This window comes from Ensifer sp. ENS11 (genome assembly GCF_014851895.1).
Lineage (GTDB): Bacteria > Pseudomonadota > Alphaproteobacteria > Rhizobiales > Rhizobiaceae > Ensifer > Ensifer canadensis.
Genome location: NZ_JACVAN010000003.1, coordinates 318,272 through 335,658, shown reverse-complemented (window position 1 = coordinate 335,658; position 17,387 = coordinate 318,272). Strand labels below are relative to the sequence as shown.

The window sequence follows — 17,387 nt, the reverse complement described above, 5'->3', positions numbered from 1 at the left end:
TCACTCGTCTGCCGCCAGCTCGGGTCGGCTCCGAAATTCATCAAAGCAGTTCGTTGACAAAATGTCGATAAAATGATGACATAAAATCGTCAAGATGAGGAAGTGCTGAATGACGAAGAAGTCTGAGGAGAGCTTTGAAGGGAGGGAATGGGCGCAAGACGCTTTGCCCGACCACATGAAGCCCGTGTCCGCGATCGGACCGATCGTCTCCTCCGCACATCTGGCCGAAGGCGGGTCCCCAGGGCTCTCGGAAGTCGAGTACGGTCTGATTCTCGCTTCTCACGCGTTTCATCGCTGGATGGTGCGCTGCATGGCTGCCGCCGGTGTGCCCGGCCTTTCCTCCACAGAAATTCTCATCCTGCATACGATCCGCCACCGCGACCGCGGCAAGAAGCTCGCCGATATCTGCCTCGTGCTCGACATCGAAGACACGCATGTGGCGACCTATGCCATCCGCAAGCTCGAGGCGGCCGGCCTTGTCACCACAGGCAAGGCGGGCAAGGAAAAGACCATCCAGATCACCGACAAGGGCGCGGAAGCCTGCACCCGTTATGCGCAAATCCGCGAGCGCCTGCTCGTGACCTCGACGGCCAATGCCCGCCCTTCCGAGGAGACACTCTCGGAAATCGCCGCTGTGCTGCGCTTCATGTCGGGGGCCTATGAACAGTCCGCGCGTGCCGCGACCACATTGTGACAAGGAAGATCGCGTGACCGCTGATACGACACCCCCGCTGCTGGCCGTAGAAAACCTGTCCGTCGCCTTCAATGGCAATGCCGTCGTCGAAGACCTGAGCTTTTCGGTCACCGCGGGACGGACGCTGGCAATCGTCGGCGAATCGGGCTCCGGCAAATCGGTGACCTCGCTTTCGATCATGCGGCTTGCCGACATGATGGGAGGTCGGTTCCCCTCCGGTCGCATCCTGTTCCAGGGCAAGAACGGCGCGGTGAACCTGACGGCCGAACCGCAGAAAGCGATGCGCAGCATTCGCGGCAAGGAGATCGCCATGATCTTCCAAGAGCCGATGACGTCGCTCAATCCGGTGTTCACGATCGGTGACCAGATCGCCGAAGTGCTGATGCTGCACGAGAAGATGACGAAAGCCGAAGCTCTCACCGAGACATGCCGGCTGCTCGACATGGTGCGGCTGCCCGATTCCGCCGAGCTCGTCGGCCGTTATCCGCACCAGCTCTCCGGCGGCATGCGCCAACGCGTCATGATCGCCATGGCGCTTGCCTGTCGCCCGAAGCTTTTGATCGCCGACGAGCCGACGACGGCGCTCGACGTGACCATCCAGGCCCAGATCCTCACCATCATCCGCGACCTCCAGAAGGAGCTCGGCATGGCGGTGATCTTCATCACCCATGACATGGGCGTCGTCGCCGAAATGGCCGACGATGTCGTCGTCATGTGGAAGGGCCGCAAGGTCGAGGAAGGTCCGGTCGCCGAGATCTTCGCCAATCCACAACATCCCTATACCCAGACGCTTCTTTCCGCCGTGCCGAAGCTCGGCAGCATGACCGGCGAAGACTTCCCCAAGCGCATGCCGCTGACGATGATGATCGACGGCGCGCCGAAGCTTGTCGGCGAAGAGCATATCCAGCGCACCGCCCGCTACGACGCAGCACCGATCCTCTCCGTGCGCGATCTCGTTACACGCTTTGACGTCAAGAAGAACCTTTTCGGCAGGGCCACGCACCGCGTTCACGCAATTGAAAATGTCAGCTTCGACATTTTCCCGGGCGAGACCCTGGCACTTGTCGGCGAATCCGGTTCCGGCAAGTCGACGATCGGCCGTACAATCCAGCAGCTCCAGAGCGCCACCTCAGGTGAAATCCTCTTCGGCGGACGCCCGGTCTCCGCCATGAGCTTTGCCGAGCGCCAGCGGCTGAAACAGGAAATCCAGTACATCTTCCAGGATCCCTTCGCCTCACTCGACCCGCGCAAGACCGTCGGTTTCTCGATTGCCGAACCGATCCGCACCCATGGGCTGATCCTTGGCAACAAGGAAATCGAAAAGCGCGTTCACGAACTGCTCGAGCGGGTGGGGCTGACCTCCGCCCATGCCGAGCGTTACCCGCATGAGTTCTCCGGCGGTCAACGCCAGCGCGTCTGTATCGCCCGGGCGCTCGCATCCCGGCCCAAGCTCATCATCGCCGACGAGGCGCTATCGGCGCTCGACGTGTCGATCCAGGCCCAGATCATCAATCTGTTCATGGAGCTGCAGGAACAGGAAGGCCTCGCCTATCTTTTCATCAGCCATGACATGGCCGTGGTCGAGCGCATGAGCCACCGCGTCGCCGTGCTCTATCTCGGCCAGGTGATGGAATTCGGTAGCCGCCGCCAGGTGTTCGAAACCCCGACCCATCCCTATACCCGCCGGCTGCTATCGGCCGTTCCGGTCGCCGATCCCGGCAAGGGGCGCGACCGGGGGATGATCGAAGGCGAGATCCCGAGCCCGATCCGGCGTGTCGGAGAAGAACCCGCGGTGCTTCCGCGCAAGGAGATCGCGCCGGGCCATTTCGTGGCCCTGGACGCGTAAAGCCGCTTTCTCTTTTCAGGGGAAGGCAGTCGAAACAGGAGTGAGTAAAAAATGATCAACAAAAAGGGGATCCACGCCGCCTTCATCGCGCTTGCGCTGACTGGCAGCTTTCTGACGGCCGCGCCGGCCTTTGCCGCCGGCACATTGACGGTTTCGTCGCCACAGGATCCGGGCAGCTGGGATCCGGTCGACACCTTCCTCGTCAACTGGGCATCTGTCTCCACCAACATTTTCGACGGCCTGACCTATCGCGGCCCTGACCGCAAGCTGGTTCCAGGCCTTGCAACCGCCTGGGAAGAGCTCGACGGCGGCAAGCGCCTGCGCTTCACGCTGCGCGAAGGCGTCAAGTTCCACAATGGCGAGCCTTTCAACGCCGAAGCCGTGAAATACACCTTCGATCGCCTGCTCGGCGAAGAAGGCTCCAAGGGGCCACAGAAATCCAACTATGCGGTCATCGAGCGTGTCGAGATCGTCGACGAGAAGACCGTCGATCTCCACCTGAAGTCACCGGATCCTGTTCTACTGACCAAGCTCGCCGGCTACGGCGCGATGATCGTGCCGCCGAAATACATCCAGGAAAAGGGTGAGGACTATTTCAACACCCATCCTGTCGGTACCGGCCCATTCAAATTCGTCTCCTATGAGCCGAAGGTGGCGATCAAGCTCGAAGCCTTCGCCGATCATTGGGGCGGCGCACCGAAGCTTTCCAACCTCGACTTCCGCTTCATCGCCGAGCCGGCAACCGCCGTTGCCGAATTGCAGGCCGGCCGCGTCGATCTCGTCATCCCGCCGACCATCCCGATCGGCATGATCCCGACGATCGAGGGTGACGACAAGCTCGAACTCGTCTCGACCCCCGGCCCGACCGTCTATGCGCTGCGTTTCAACACCCGCGACGGCATCACCAAGGATCCGAAGGTCCGCAAGGCGCTGATCCTCGGCGTCGACCGCGACACCATCATCCAGTCGATCCTCGGCGGCCAGGCCGCTCCGATCGCCAGCTTCCAGGGCGAACTGTCGTTCGGCTTCGACCCAAGCATGAAGCCGTTGCCATACGATCCGGAGCAGGCGAAGGCGCTGTTGAAGGAAGCGGGCGTCGCGCCGGGTGCTTCCGTCCAGATCGACGTGCGCGGCAACGACGCAACCTTCAACGAAGTTGTTCAGGCCGTCGCCAGCTACCTGCAGCTCGTCGGCATCAACGCGACGATCAAGCCTTACGAAACCAACGTTCTGTTGAACGACATCATCCCGGCCGGCAAGACGGGCGCGATGTTCCAGCAGGCCTGGGGCGGCTGGACGCTCGATTACGACAACACGGCCTACTCGATGTACCACTCGGGTGAAAAGTGGAACCCGTACGACAGCGACGCCGAACTCGACAAGCTGCTCGAATCCCAGCGCTCGATCACCGATCAGCCCAAGCGCGAGGAAATCCTCAAGCAGATCGCCAACTACGCCGCCGACCGTGCGCTGGAAATGCCGCTCTACAACCTCAACGCCATCTTCGGCGTGAGCAAGCGCGTCAAGAACTTCACGCCTGTTCCCGACAGCCGCCTGCGGCTGACGGACGTCACGGTCGAGTAACAATCAGATCCGCCGCTTCCCAACAGCGAGCGGCGGGTCGTCTTCATGAAGGGCGGGTAAGTTGGCCGGATTTTTGATCAAACGTGTTCTGCAGGCGGTGTTCGTTGTTTTCGTCGTAACGCTCATCGTCTCCTTTGCCATCCGCCTGACGGGCGACCCGGCACTGATGCTCGCCCAAGGTGCGGGTAGCGTCACCGAGGAAGACCTCTCGCGCATCCGCGAGGCGCTCGGCCTCAACCAACCCTTCATGACGCAGTATTTTGCCTTCATCAAAGGCCTGTTCACATTGGATTTCGGCCGCTCGTTCATGGGCGGCACCCCGGTCTCGCAGCTGATTGCCGCCGCCCTGCCGGCAACGATGATGCTGGCCTTCGCGTCACTCATCGTTTCGATCATCATTTCGATCCCGCTCGGCATCAAGGCGGCTGTCGCCCGCGGCAAATGGGCTGATCAGGCGATCCGCATCCTCTCGCTCGTTGGCCTGTCCTTCCCGAACTTCTGGCTGGCGATCATGCTGGTGCTGTTGTTTTCGATCACGCTCAAATGGCTGCCGCCGAGCGGCATGGACGGGTTTGCGAGCTTCATCATGCCGGCTGTCACCATGGGCATCATCCTGACGGCAACCAATGTCCGCCTGGTGCGCACGGCGATGCTCGAAACCCTGCAGTCGCAATACATCATGGTGGCCCGCGCCAAGGGCCTCAGCGAAAGCAAGGTGCTCTACAAGCATGCGCTGCGTAACTGTGCCATCCCGCTCATCACCTATTTCGGCCTCCAGTTCGGCGGTCTTCTCGGCGGCATCGTCGTCGTGGAGCGCGTGTTCAACTGGCCGGGCATGGGCACCCTCGCCTTCGACGCCGTCGGCGCCCGCGACTATCCCGTGCTGCAGGCCGTCATCACCGTGCTCTCGCTGATGATCGTCGGCGTCAACCTCATCGTCGACATCGCCTATGGCCTCGTCGACCCGCGCATCCGGACGGAGTGAGCCGATGACCACCAAGGCCGCAAACACCCGTTTCGCCCGTTTCCGCAACCTCGAATTCATCCTCGGCGCGCTGCTTGCCGGCGGCATGTGCCTCGCTGTTCTCTTGTCAGGCGTGCTCTTTCCGGGCGGCGCCGACAAAATCGATCTGATGGCGCGGCTGACGCCGCCCTTCGTCAACTGGGCACATCCGCTCGGCACCGACCCGCTCGGCCGTGACGTGCTTGCTCGCGTCGTTGCCGGCGGCAAGATTTCCCTGCTCGTCGGCTTCACCTCGGTAGCCGGTGCCGTCGTAATCGGCGTGGTGATGGGCCTCGTCTCCGGCTACTATCGCGGCTTCTGGGACATGGTCGTCATGCGATTTGCCGACGTGCAGCTGGCGCTGCCCTTCATCCTGCTCGCCATCACCTTCATCGCCATCGTCGGCGGCGGGCTGACCAACACGATCGTGCTACTGATCATCTCGCAATGGGTGCAATATGCCCGTCTCGTGCGCGGCTCGGTGCTGTCGCTGCGCGAACGGGAGTTCATCCAGTCGGCCCGCGCCATCGGCGTTCGCGATGTGAAGATCCTGTTCCAGCATCTGCTGCCGAACCTGATCGGGCCGGTCATCGTGTTGATGACGCTCAACGTTGCCAACAACATCCTTCTCGAAAGCAGCCTGACCTTCCTCGGCCTCGGCGTCGACCCGCTGATCCCGAGCTGGGGCGGCATGCTCGCCGACGGCCGCACCTACCTGCAGAACGCCTGGTGGGTCAGCGTCTTCCCGGGGCTTGCAATCCTTCTTACCGTCCTTGGCCTCAACCTTCTCGGCGACTGGCTGCGCGACAGTCTCGACCCAACAGGCAGAACTTCACGATGACCACAATTTTCGAAGGGACGTTCGAGCGCACGCTCGACACCATGCTCGCTACCTATGGCAAGGAGGCTGCACGCGGCACCCGGCTGGAGGCATGGCTCTTCGATGATCGCGAAAGCCGCAGGGCGGCCGAGCAGAAGCTTGGCGCCTTCGGCGTCGAGGCAAAGCTCAGGAGCGCCTACAAGCCGCTCTTGCACTTCTTTCTCGAGGAGATCGATCGCAAGGCGCTGAAGCGCGTCGATATCCGTTACCCCCAGGCTGAAAACTGCCCGGCGAACCGCTTCCTGCTCGAAGCCTATCCGCTGACAGCGCTCGTCGGCGACGCCGAGATCGTCTTTGTCGGCGGCAGCGATACGGCACTGACCTACGACGTCGCGCTGACCTTTGCCGACGGACGCACGGAAGCCCATACGGTGTTTGCGCCCAACCGCCAGCACACCGATTTCATCGGCGAAACACTCCTGTCTCCGACCGGCTGGGTCCGTCTCGACGACAGCAGCAGCAAGCGGCGGGAATGCCACCTCGAAACTGACTATGAGCGGCTGTTTGCAGGCGCCATGCGTGCAATCGCCGAGCACGGCTGGGGCGACAGCGAACCCTATTTCGACGAACTCAACATCCGTGCGACGTTGCCGATCAACGATCTGCAGCTGCCGGTCGGCGAAGAGGTCGTCAGCCTGCGCGAAGCGATGCATGAGGACTTCTATTTCTCGCTGCTCGAAGTCTTCCAGAAGAAGTCGGGCCGCCCGTTGGGCGACCGTGGCCTGAAACCCGGCCAGATCGTCCCCGAAATCGTCTTTGCCGATGGCAAACCCACGGTCCGTGTCGAAACACGGCTGCTCGCCACGACGGACGCCGACGGCGAAATCCAACCTCTCGACACGGCTCAGGCACCGCTCGCGGTTGCGCAGATCCATGCCGAACTGGAAAAGATCGAAGGCCAACCCTTCCAGGCGCATTCGCGGGCGGGACGCCCGGTCAAGGCGCGCTATCACAAGGGCACCGATGCTGCCGTGATGATCAGCGGCGGCCAGCACCCCAACGAGACCACCGGCATCGTCGGCGCATTGCGCGCGGCTCAGACGCTGGCCACTCTCCCCGGCACGCACTTCACGATATCTCCGCTCGAAAACCCCGACGGTTATGCCGTTCACCATCGGTTGCGTGCCGACAACCCGCTGCACATGCATCACGCCGCCCGCTACACTGCACTTGGCGACGATCTTGAATATCGTGCCGGCGCTGCCCTCAACGAGCGGGCGATCCGCAACGAGGCCGAAGCCCTGTCGGGCGCCGAGCTTCATGTCAACCTGCACGGCTACCCATCGCACGAGTGGACACGGCCGCTGTCCGGCTATGTGCCGCGCGGCTTTGCCATGTGGACGCTGCCGAAGGGCTTCTTCCTGATCATGCGCCACCACGCCGATTGGGAAGCGCGTGCCGAACAGCTGATCGAAGCGGTGACGGCTCGACTCGCCACTGTGCCCGGTCTTCTCGCCTACAATGATCAGCAGATCGCGCTTTACGAAACCCATGCGGGCGAAACCGGCTTCCGCATCATCAACGGCTTCCCCTGCATGATCTCCGTCGACGATCGCCACAAGGCGCCGCTGACGCTGATCACGGAATATCCCGACGAAACCATCTATGGCGACGCCTTCGTTGCCGGCCATGGCGCGCAACGGGAGACGGTTCTGGCCGCCTACGAGGCGTTCCAGTCGATGATGGCAGTTGCCTAGGCTGACGCCCGACAAATCTTTCAAGGATGTGATGGGCTTTCGGGGCCGTCACATCTGCCCGTTTCACCGGCATGCGTATCGCCGCCGCCATGCCCGGTGAATGAGCTACTGCGCGGTTCATACGTGCGGTAGCGAACTGCGCAGCGCGCGTGCTGTTCGGTGCGGCCATACGGCAGGCACTCGCTCTGCTTCCTCGATGCGCCGATGACGATCGCCTCCGTGATAATCCCTGCATGAACGCCCTTTCGCCAAGACGCGCAATACTTGCCTCTCATATCACTTGGAGCCGCCGGATACCGTAAAGGCTGCCGGCGCAGCGTTGCGGCCGCATTGCGCGCCAGCCTGTAAATGATGCAGTCAGAGCGCGAACCAACCGCAACTTTGCGGCAATGGTGCTCAAGCAAATGTGCGCCTACCGCACAGACACGTTGGAGAATCGAGACATGCGCCTACTCCTTGTAGAGGACGAGCCTGAGATGGCTGCCGCGCTCGGCGTTGCCCTTGGCCGCTACGACATGATCCTCGACCATGCGCCGTCGCTCGATCACGCCATCGCCGCGATGGCCAACCGGGTCCATGACGCGATCATTCTCGACCGGCAATTGCCTGACGGAGACGGGTTGACGCTCATTCCCCGTGTTCGCGCGCTGAAGTCGGGCATCCCGGTGATCGTGCTGACGGCGCGTGGCGCCGTCGACGAGCGGATCAAGGGGCTGGACATGGGGGCCGACGATTATCTCGCCAAACCCTTCGCGGTCGAGGAATTGTTGGCAAGACTACGCGCGCTGATGCGCCGGGCACCCGATATCGCACCGATGACCGCACGCATCGGCAATCTTGTCTTCGATTTCGGCGCTCGGGAAGCGCGGATCGACGGCCGCGTGCTCGAGCTTCCCCGCCGGGAACTGCTTGTGCTCGAAGCGCTGGCGCGACGGCAGGGGCGCACCGTGCAACGCTCGACGCTGGAGGAATCCGTCTACGGGTACGACGACGAAATCCAGTCCAACTCGCTCGACGCCCATGTTTCGAGACTGCGCAGGAAATTGCTGGAGTCCGGCTCCGGCGTGGAGATCCACGGCATTCGTGGGGTCGGCTACCTGCTGAGACCGATGTCATGAGCGACAACCCCAACCACTCGCTGAAGAAGCGGCTCATCTGGCACATCCTCACATTTCAGGTGCTGCTGCTCGTTGCCGTCATTGCAGGCTTCATGGCGCTTTTGATCCGGGCCGATCTCGGCGGCATGATCCTTGATGCCAGTTCGGCGTCGATTGCCGCCAGTGCCGTCGAGGTGACCCCCGACCAGAAACTGAGGCTGAAAAACACGCCGCAGCTTCAGGCCCTGCTCGCCGAAACGCCGGGCTTCTGGTTCGTCGTGCGCAACGAGCGCGGCGACACGATCCAAAGCGGGCCGGTCCCCGATGCCTATCGCGGCATCGGCGAGCATCTCGACCGCGTCGCCTTCGCCGACATCCGCGACGGACTGGAACCCTACCTGCTCTCGGCGATCGTTCGCGCGATCGAGACCGAGAACGGCACTTACACGGTTCTGACCGGCGGCGGACGCCTGTGGAGCGCCTCGTTCGCGGTGTTTTTCCTGACGAACCTGCTGCTGCTGCCGATCGTGCTCATCCTCGTGCTCATTCCCGCCTTCGCCATTCCGATCATCGTGCGCCGTGCCTTTTCCAGCCTCGCCGAGGTCGCCGACCACGCCAAAAGCATCGACGTCGACCGCCGGGGCGCCCGTCTGCCCGATGGCCGCGTGCCGGGCGAGGTGCGCCCGCTGGTCGAAGCCGTCAACGGTGCGCTGCAGCGCTTGGACGAAGGTTACGAGCGCCGCCAGCGCTTCATTTTGGATGCAGCCCACGAGTTGAGGACCCCGGTCGCGATCCTGCAGACCCGGCTGGAGGGCATGGACATCGGGCCGTTGCGCGCCCGTCTTCTTGTTGATGCCGCCCGTATTGCCGGCCTTGCCGAACAGCTGCTCGACCTCGAGCGCATCGACCGCGACGGCGCGCATTTCGCACCCCTCGACCTGGTTTCGCTCTGCCGCGACGTCGCCGCCGACCTCGCCCCTCTCGCACTGTCGGCCGATTGCGACATCTCTTTTACCCATGGGCCCGATCAGGTTAGCGCGCGGGGAGACGCTGGCGCGCTGGAGCGTGCCGTCACCAATCTGGTGCGCAACGCAATCGAGCATGCCGGCGGCCTGATCTCCATTCACGTCGAGCGTGGCGGTATCATCGAGGTCAGCGACGAGGGGCCTGGCATTCCCGAAAGCGAACGGGAGCGGATCTTCGAGCCGTTTCACCGGTTGCAACCGCGTGACCACGGTGCTGGCCTTGGGCTGCATCTCGTCAGCGAGATCGTCAACCGTCACAAGGGCCACATATCGGTGGTCTGTGCGCCGACCGGTGGCGCCTGTTTCCGCATGACCCTGCCGGTCGCGTGAAAGACTTTGGGCGATTGACTGCCGCATCTTCGCCATAGAGACTAACAGGTTATTAATAACAAAATCAGCGATTTAGTCGATATTTGCAATGTTGATGCAATCCGTGCGGCGCACAAATGCGCACATCTTCCAGCGTCGATAATCGTGCCAGCCGGCGCGAAGCGAAGAGAGAAGATAAATGCGCCGCGACCGGCGCCTAGTCCAATCCACGGAGCAACGCCATGCGGCAACGTCACAAACTTCCCCTCTGGCTCGGCATCACCTTTTTGGCCACAGCCGGTGTGCAACAGGCACTGGCCGCCGACCCCTATTCGCCGGAACCGGCTTCGTCCTACCAGGACCCGCCTGCCTTCAATTGGAGCGGTGCCTATGTCGGCGCCCATGGCGGTCTCGGCTTTACCGGTAGTCCCAATCCGTTTTCCGACCGCAACGGCGTCGTCTTCGGCGCACAGGCCGGCTACAACATGCAGGTCGGTCCCGGCATCGTCGGTGCCGAAATCGAAGGCTCCTATCTCGGCGACACCGAACACAAGGTCAGCGGCGGCAAACTCAAGGAAAAATGGCGCGGCGCGATCAAGGCGAAGGCCGGCCTCTCGTTCGACCAGACACTCGTCTACGGCACGGCCGGTTATGCCATGACCAACTACAAGAAGGGCGGCGGCGTCCAGAACGATGTCGGCTTCAAGGGCGGTTATCTGGTGGGCGCCGGCGTCGAGCAGGCTTTCGCCGGCGGTCTCTCGGCGAAGATCGAATACAACTACATCACCACGCCCGACGTCCGCACCAACACGGCCTTTGGGTCGAGCGAGAAGGACATCAACAGCCACGTCATCAAGGCCGGCGTGAACATGCGGTTCTGATGGTTCCCACGCGACGCAGCGCCGTCACCCGATCCTCCCTGGGTCAGCGGCGCTCGGTTCGACGTGGAACGATCAAGCCGAAGGCCGGTCCCGGCCCTCGGCTTCACTCTTTCGCTGGCCCGCGTCTAGAGCGTTTCCGGTCTAAGTGGAGTCAGAAACGCTCTATCTCCTTGTTTTTACGCATTTCCTGACGGAAAACCGCGTCGCACTTTTCCTGAAAATCTCTAAGCTGCCGCCTCCGAAACCTCGGCTTCGGCATTCGAAAGCCGCCGCCAGATCGGCGCCATTGCGTCGGCGATGTCCCGATAAAGCTCGTACCGTCGCGTGTAGTGGCGCGCTATCGCCGCGTTCGGGCGGTAGTGGCGTTCCGTCCTCACCATGGCTGCCGCACCTTCCGAGAAATCGGCAAAGATCCCTGCCCCCGTGCCCGCGGCAATCGCGGCGCCGAGCGCGCCGGTTTCGCGCGAACGGGCGACCGACACCGGAACCCCGAGCACATCGGCAAAGATCTGCGGCCAGATCAGGCTGCGCGATCCGCCGCCTGAAAGCACCGCCTCGTCGAAGGTCGCGCCCGCCGCCCGCATCGTGGCGATGTGCTGGCGGTGGCCGAAGGCGACACCTTCGAGAACCGCGCGAACCAGGTGACCCTTCGTGTGCCAGCCGGCGACGCCATAGAACCCGGCGCGGGCGTTACCGTCCTGCTGCGCGCCATAGAGGAAGGGATGATAGATCGGGTCATTCGCGGCCGGTTCGATATCGGATGCAAACGAGCAGCAGACGTCAAACGGCGATCGGCCGTCGTCGATGCCGCTGTCAGCAAAGAACTCGCGCACCAGCCATTCGAGATTGGCCGCCGACGTCGCGCTCGATTCGATTGCCATGTAGCGGCCGCGATCGAAGGTGGAGGACATGAACACCGGGCCCGAAAGGTCAGGGCCATCGATAATCACCTGGTTGATGCTCCAGGTTCCGGCGATGATCGAGGCAGCGCCGGTGCGCGTGACGCCCGAGCCGATTGCCGAGGCGACGACATCGAAGAGACCGCCGACCACCGGCGTGCCCGCAGCAAGACCGGTTTGTGCTGCCGCCTCCGGCGTGACCGTGCCGACCACATCCGCACTTTCGGCGAGGTCAGGCAAGAGGCCGGTTGCCTCGCCGAGATCGAAGGCCGCCATCAGATCGCGGTCGTAGCGGCGGTTGACGACATTAAGGAGGCCGCAGCCGGTCATATCCGAGACGTCGCTGACCCGCTTGCCGGTCAGTCGGTTGACGATGAAATCCTTGCACAGAAACACCGTGCCGATCCTGGCATAGGTCTCGGGCTGGAAACGCTTGAGCCAGGCAAGCAAGGTCGGCGTCTGCGACGGCCAGGGCCGTTGCCGGCCGATGGCATAGGTGCGGTCGCCGACACCCTGCGCCTTCCATTCTTCCACTAGCCCGGCGGCACGCGTGTCGAGCGACTGGATGCCGAGAAGCGGCTCACCGCCCTGGTCGAGAGCATAAAGGCCGTTGCCGTGACCGGCGCAACCGATCGCCACGATCTCTTCGGCACGGATGCCGGCACGTTCGACGCATTGGCGGATGACTGCCCGGGCATGGGTCCACAGCTCTTCGAGCCCCCGCTCGACATACCCGGGCCGCGGAACCCGGCTGTGCCCCTCCTGCGCAGCCGCCGCGATCTCGTTGCCCTCAAGGTCGAAAATCACCGCCTTGATGACAGTGTTTCCGGCGTCGAGTCCTAAAAGATAGTCTGCCATTGAAGAACCCCTCCCAAGGTTCGGATCGTCTTTCTCAGCCTTGCTGATACAGGGCGAAGGCGGCTGCGCCATCGGCGTCATCGTGCACGATGGCCATCAAACCGCGAACGACGGCGCTCGGGTTTGCATGCTGGTAGATATTGCGCCCATAGACCATGCCCACAGCGCCCTGCCGCATCAAGGCCGCAGACTTGTCGAACACGGCACGCAGGTCCTCCTTGCCGCCGCCGCGCACCAGAACCGGGCAGCGGGCTGCCTCGACCACGCGGTGGAAATCCTCGGCATTTGTCGTCGGGTCGGCCTTGACGATATCGGCGCCCATCTCACGGGCGAGCCGCGTCAACGTGACGATTTTTTCCGCATCGCCATCGACCATGTAGCCGCCGCGCTCGGTGACCGGCTGCATGACCAGTGGCTCGATCATCAGCGGCATGCCGTATTTTTCGCAATCGGCACGGACGCGCGAAATGTTCGTGACGCACTGGCGAAAGAGGTCCGGTTCGTCGGGCAGCATGAACAGATTGACGACCACGCAGGCGGCATCCATCTCCAAAGCGCCGACCAGCGGTTCGGCCTCGTTCTGCAGCACAGCCCACATGTCGCGGTGGCGGATGCGATTATACGGGTTGCCCATGTCGATACGCATGACCAGAGCCGGCTTGTCCTTGCCCGGAAGGTCCTGGAGCAGATCGGCCTGGCCATAGTTCATCTGGATCGCATCGGGCCTGGCGTCGACCAGGGCCCTCACTACGGATTCCATGTTCTCAAGACCGTCGAGGAACGACGGTTCGTTGCAGACGCCATGGTCGATGGCCACGTCCAGGCAGCGTCCTGCGCCAAAAAGACGGTTCATCCGGACCTTGCGGTTGTTTCGCATAATGCACTCCTTTGTTCGTTCCGTGCGGAAAGCATGTCTTCATCGACGCCATGGCGTTCGAGGAGAAGGGTGAGAAAACGGGCGCGTTCAAGCGCCTGGCGGGCCACTGGCCAGTGCTTTTCGGCCGCGAGCAATGCGAGCACGGCGTCCGTCATTTCGAGCGAAAGCTCGCCGGTGATCGCCAGGGTCGTGCGCCGAAGCAAGAGGTCGTCGAGTTGTTCGACCTTCTCGCTGCGGATCAGGAACTGGATTTCGCGGGTCGAATAATCAGGATGCGGAAGCGGAGCGTCGGGCGCGGCAGCGACGAAGGCGGCGATGCGCTCGGCATCCGTGCCATAGCGCTCAAAGAGCGTGGCGACGCGCGTCGGCGCAAGGGCCGCCGCCGAGGCGACCCGCGCAATCCAGGCTTCCCGGTCGGCGGGAAAATCCCGGCCGCCACCAATCGCCCGATCGGCCGTGGCCACGCGGCGAGGCTGATCCAGTCGTTCGAGCACAAGATCGGCAGCCAGCTCTCCGAAGGAGCGGAAGGTCGTCCATTTGCCACCGATCATGCATAAGACCGGCGGCCCGGCATCGGCGGTCTCGACGAAGGTACAATAGTGATCGCGCGGGATGCGGCCGGTAAAACTGTCCTTGCTCGCCGGCAGCGGCCGGACCCCGGAAAACTGGAAGGCGATCTCATCGGGACGAACCTTGATCGTCGGCAGGACGAAAGCGAGCGACTGCAGGATGTAGTCCCGTTCCGCCGTCTCGCAGCGCACGGTTTCCGGATCGTCGACGCGAATGTCGGTGGAGCCGACCAGAACCTTGCCGAGATAGGGAAACAGGATGCAGATGCGCCCGTCCTCATTCTCGTAGTAGATCATGTGTCCATCGAGCGCGCGGGTCAGATCGTCGTTGTCGATGATCAGATGCGACCCTTTGGTGCCGCCCATCAACGGTGCCGGCCGGGCCGGTTCGGAAAACAGGCTCTGATTAGCGATGTCGATCCAGCCGCCGGTGGCGTTGATGATCACGGTCGGCTCGATCAAGACCTCCGTGCCGGCGATATTGTCTCTGACGGCATAGCGCCCCGGAGCTACCAGCTTCAGCTCGGCATAGTTGACAGCGCGCGCATGGGTACCAGACGACAGCCCGTCCTCAAGCAGTTCGATGCCGAGACGTTCGGGCTGACTGACCCAGGCGTCATAATAGGTCGCGGAATTCTTGATCGCGGGATTGAGCGCCGGCCATCGGCCAAGCGTCGCGCGCCGACCGCGAAACTCGTGGCGGGGCATAATGGCGCGCTTGCGCGTCAGGAAATCGTAGATCGCAAGCCCTGCCTTGATGACGACGGCGCCACGGCGGCTCGGCCGCCGGCTCAAGCCAAGGAACCGGACCGCGCCGTTGGCGATGCCGGAGAACACGTCGAACACGGGAACCGTCGTCGGTAGTGGACCGACATAGTGCGGCGCGTTGCGAAGGAGCCGGTCGCGCTCGACAAGCGATTCCCGCACCAGGCTGAATTCGCCGTTTTCGAGATAGCGCAATCCGCCATGAACCATGCGCGACAGCGCGGCGCTGGCGCCGGAACAGAAATCGTGTTTCTCGACGAGCACGACATTGACGCCCTGCAGCGCCAGCTCGCGAAACACGCTGAGGCCGTTGATGCCGCCGCCGAGGACGCAGACGTCCACCTTCGGGCTCTGGCGGAGCCCGTCAAAAATCTCTTCTCGGTTCATGATGGCGTCCGTTACCTATCCATGTGAGCGAGCTTCGCCGCTATCGCTTCATCGATCGCCGCGAGGTCCTGGCCGTCGAGCCGGATTGTGCCTGCACGGGCGTTGTCGAGCGCCTGCGCCGGATTGCGCGCGCCGCACAACGCAAAGGTCACGCCGGGCTGGGCAAGCGTCCATGCAATGACCGTCTGGGCTATGCTGGCCGCATGCTTTTCGGCGATGGGCCGTATCGCCTCGGCAAAGGCCGTCGCCTTCTCACGGTTACCGACGGAGAAGCGCGGGTTGTCGCGGCGCTGATCGTCTCCGGCAAACACCCGGTCCGGGCCGACGGTACCGGACAAGAGGCCCAGGGCAAGCGAGGAATAGCTGAGCGTGGCGACACCGTTGGCAGTCGTCAGCGGCAACAGTTCCGCCTCGATCTCGCGATCGATCATGCTGAAACGCTCCTGGATCGCGTCGAGGCGGCCGGTGGCGATATAGGCTTCCAGCTCGGACCGGTCGACGTTGCTGGCGCCTATCGCGCGGATCTTGCCGGCATTCTTCAGGTCTTCCAGCGCCCGCACCGTCTCCTCGATCGGCGTGGTCGGGTCCTGCCAATGGGTGATGTAGAGGTCGATATAGTCCGTCCTGAGCCGTTTCAGGCTCTCTTCGACCTCGTGAACGATGGCGTCGCGACCGAGGTAGCGATGAACAGGCTTTCCGTCCTGGTCGAAGAAATGACGCCCCTTCGTCGTATGCCAGACGAGGCCGCATTTGGTTGCGATCACCGCCTTGTCGCGGCGGCCGGCCAACGCCTTGCCGACGATTTCCTCCGAACGCCCGAGACCATAGGCGGGAGCCGTATCGATCAGGGTCACGCCGGCATCGAGCGAGGCCTGGATCGCGGCGATCGACGAGCCTTCGTCCGTTCCGCCCCACATCCAGCCGCCGATCGCCCAGGTGCCGAGCCCGACGGCGGATGCCTTGACACCGGTGCGGCCGATCTCGCGCGTCAACTGTTCATTGCTCATGCCGAAAGTCCCTTTTCGCTTGCCATGGCAAGGATGCGCTCGCCGGTCGCCTCGTCGGTCACGAGTGTATCGAGATGCCTGCCGCGCAGGACGCTGAGAATGGGGCCGGCCTTGTTCGGCCCGCTCGCCACCCCGATCTTGGTCGGGATCGACGCGAACTCGTCGAGCGTCAGCGAGACGAGCGAGCGGTTGAGGCTGTAGTCGCAGACCCGTCCCTGGTCGTCGAGCAGGTGCGCAAGCAGTTCGCAGCTTGCGCCGGAGCGTTTGATCGCGTCACGATCGGTGCTCGAAGACGGGTGCAGGTCGTAGTAGCTCGAATCGTCGGAAAGGATCGAGCCGATGCCGACGATCGCGACCTTGGCTTCCCTGGCGCGCTTGAACACGTCGGCCACCGAGCGCATGTTGATCAGCATGGCGCGCTCCGCGGCACTGTCGGCAAAGAGCGGCGCATGGATCTGATAGGACCTGCCGCCGAGCCGATCCGCCAGGAGGGTCGAGACGTGGTTGACGTCGGTGTAGTGCTTGCCCTGCACGCAGCCGGTCGCCGGGATCACCTCGACATCCAGGCGCCGTGACGGGTGCAGACCGGCAACGACGGCGCTGACGCCCTTGCCGCCGGTGATGCAGATGGTGTCGCCGTCGGCAATCTCTTCCATCAGCAGCCGGGCGGCAGCCTCGCCCACCGCCTGCAGCGCCGTCTGCTGGTTGTCCGACACGGTCGGAACGACGACGGCACGGCTGATGCCGCCAAGCGCCAGCAATTGCTCCTCCATGTCGACCAGCGGCTCGACGGGAGACTTGATCTTGATTTCGACCAGGCCGAGCTGGCGTCCGCGCTTGATCAGGCGGTTGACCGTCGGCTGCGAGATGCCGAGGCGATCGGCAATCTGCGACTGCGTCAGGCCTTCGAGGAAGTGCAGCACCAGTGCCTGATGCATCTGCCGGGCAACGACGAGTTCCTCGCGTGCACTGGAAATGAGGTTCTGATTGGGCTTGGCGATCGGCATGT

At 63.1% G+C, this 17,387-nt stretch carries 14 protein-coding genes; 9 read left to right on the top strand and 5 right to left on the bottom strand.

Going from position 1 to position 17,387, the window contains the following annotated elements; genetic code table 11:
* The first annotated feature begins 109 nt into the window (after positions 1-109).
* The 9 genes from IB264_RS08585 (at position 110) to IB264_RS08545 (ending at position 11,016) form a co-directional block, all read left to right on the top strand.
* Positions 110-694 (top strand): winged helix DNA-binding protein, encoded by a 585-nt coding sequence (locus tag IB264_RS08585; RefSeq protein WP_025429285.1) that lies wholly within the window; start codon positions 110-112, stop codon positions 692-694.
* A gap of 13 nt (positions 695-707) precedes the next feature.
* Positions 708-2,540: an ABC transporter ATP-binding protein gene (locus tag IB264_RS08580; RefSeq protein WP_025429286.1), complete on the top strand. Its 1,833-nt coding sequence runs from the start codon at positions 708-710 to the stop codon at positions 2,538-2,540.
* A gap of 51 nt (positions 2,541-2,591) precedes the next feature.
* Complete coding sequence (locus tag IB264_RS08575; RefSeq protein ID WP_057209860.1) at positions 2,592-4,124, top strand: ABC transporter substrate-binding protein; 1,533 nt, start codon at positions 2,592-2,594, stop codon at positions 4,122-4,124.
* Positions 4,125-4,185: 61 nt separating this feature from the next.
* Entirely contained in the window at positions 4,186-5,109 is a 924-nt protein-coding gene (locus IB264_RS08570; protein WP_025429288.1) for an ABC transporter permease, read from the top strand.
* 4 nt (positions 5,110-5,113) lie between these two features.
* Positions 5,114-5,968 carry an ABC transporter permease gene (locus IB264_RS08565; protein ID WP_057219179.1) on the top strand — a complete coding sequence of 285 codons (855 nt, stop codon included), beginning with the start codon at positions 5,114-5,116 and terminating at the stop codon, positions 5,966-5,968.
* Positions 5,965-7,704 (top strand): M14 family metallopeptidase, encoded by a 1,740-nt coding sequence (locus IB264_RS08560; protein ID WP_107027450.1) that lies wholly within the window; start codon positions 5,965-5,967, stop codon positions 7,702-7,704. Before IB264_RS08565 ends, IB264_RS08560 begins: the two co-directional genes overlap by 4 nt.
* 443 nt (positions 7,705-8,147) lie before the next feature.
* Positions 8,148-8,822 (top strand): response regulator transcription factor, encoded by a 675-nt coding sequence (locus tag IB264_RS08555; RefSeq protein WP_025429291.1) that lies wholly within the window; start codon positions 8,148-8,150, stop codon positions 8,820-8,822.
* The gene (locus tag IB264_RS08550) at positions 8,819-10,156 is read left to right on the top strand and encodes a HAMP domain-containing sensor histidine kinase (RefSeq protein WP_025429292.1); all 1,338 of its coding nucleotides are present in this window, start codon (positions 8,819-8,821) and stop codon (positions 10,154-10,156) included. Before IB264_RS08555 ends, IB264_RS08550 begins: the two co-directional genes overlap by 4 nt.
* Before the next feature lie 221 nt (positions 10,157-10,377).
* Entirely contained in the window at positions 10,378-11,016 is a 639-nt protein-coding gene (locus IB264_RS08545; RefSeq protein ID WP_025429293.1) for an outer membrane protein, read from the top strand.
* A gap of 224 nt (positions 11,017-11,240) precedes the next feature.
* Here the strand turns inward: IB264_RS08545 and IB264_RS08540 are convergent, their stop codons facing one another.
* From IB264_RS08540 to IB264_RS08520, 5 genes are read right to left on the bottom strand one after another with little or no spacing between them, the layout of a single operon-like run.
* Positions 11,241-12,773 (bottom strand): FGGY-family carbohydrate kinase, encoded by a 1,533-nt coding sequence (locus IB264_RS08540; protein ID WP_107027449.1) that lies wholly within the window; start codon positions 12,771-12,773, stop codon positions 11,241-11,243.
* Between the two features lie 34 nt (positions 12,774-12,807).
* Positions 12,808-13,650 carry a class I fructose-bisphosphate aldolase gene (locus tag IB264_RS08535; RefSeq protein ID WP_025429295.1) on the bottom strand — a complete coding sequence of 281 codons (843 nt, stop codon included), beginning with the start codon at positions 13,648-13,650 and terminating at the stop codon, positions 12,808-12,810.
* On the bottom strand, positions 13,623-15,371 hold the full coding sequence (locus tag IB264_RS08530) for a glycerol-3-phosphate dehydrogenase/oxidase (protein WP_107027448.1): 1,749 nt from the start codon (positions 15,369-15,371) through the stop codon (positions 13,623-13,625). Before IB264_RS08530 ends, IB264_RS08535 begins: the two co-directional genes overlap by 28 nt.
* A gap of 11 nt (positions 15,372-15,382) precedes the next feature.
* On the bottom strand, positions 15,383-16,378 hold the full coding sequence (locus IB264_RS08525) for an aldo/keto reductase (RefSeq protein ID WP_107027447.1): 996 nt from the start codon (positions 16,376-16,378) through the stop codon (positions 15,383-15,385).
* Positions 16,375-17,385 (bottom strand): sugar-binding transcriptional regulator, encoded by a 1,011-nt coding sequence (locus IB264_RS08520; protein WP_057209872.1) that lies wholly within the window; start codon positions 17,383-17,385, stop codon positions 16,375-16,377. The genes IB264_RS08525 and IB264_RS08520 overlap by 4 nt, the downstream gene beginning before the upstream one ends.
* Between the last annotated feature and the right edge of the window lie 2 nt (positions 17,386-17,387).

Coding starts and splice junctions, on each gene's coding strand:
- IB264_RS08585 (WP_025429285.1), top strand. CDS start 110: ATGACGAAGAAGTCTGAGGAGAGCTTTGAAGGGAGGGAATGGGCGCAA.
- IB264_RS08575 (WP_057209860.1), top strand. CDS start 2,592: ATGATCAACAAAAAGGGGATCCACGCCGCCTTCATCGCGCTTGCGCTG.
- IB264_RS08565 (WP_057219179.1), top strand. CDS start 5,114: ATGACCACCAAGGCCGCAAACACCCGTTTCGCCCGTTTCCGCAACCTC.
- IB264_RS08560 (WP_107027450.1), top strand. CDS start 5,965: ATGACCACAATTTTCGAAGGGACGTTCGAGCGCACGCTCGACACCATG.
- IB264_RS08555 (WP_025429291.1), top strand. CDS start 8,148: ATGCGCCTACTCCTTGTAGAGGACGAGCCTGAGATGGCTGCCGCGCTC.
- IB264_RS08550 (WP_025429292.1), top strand. CDS start 8,819: ATGAGCGACAACCCCAACCACTCGCTGAAGAAGCGGCTCATCTGGCAC.
- IB264_RS08545 (WP_025429293.1), top strand. CDS start 10,378: ATGCGGCAACGTCACAAACTTCCCCTCTGGCTCGGCATCACCTTTTTG.
- IB264_RS08540 (WP_107027449.1), bottom strand. CDS start 12,773: ATGGCAGACTATCTTTTAGGACTCGACGCCGGAAACACTGTCATCAAG.
- IB264_RS08535 (WP_025429295.1), bottom strand. CDS start 13,650: ATGCGAAACAACCGCAAGGTCCGGATGAACCGTCTTTTTGGCGCAGGA.
- IB264_RS08530 (WP_107027448.1), bottom strand. CDS start 15,371: ATGAACCGAGAAGAGATTTTTGACGGGCTCCGCCAGAGCCCGAAGGTG.
- IB264_RS08525 (WP_107027447.1), bottom strand. CDS start 16,378: ATGAGCAATGAACAGTTGACGCGCGAGATCGGCCGCACCGGTGTCAAG.
- IB264_RS08520 (WP_057209872.1), bottom strand. CDS start 17,385: ATGCCGATCGCCAAGCCCAATCAGAACCTCATTTCCAGTGCACGCGAG.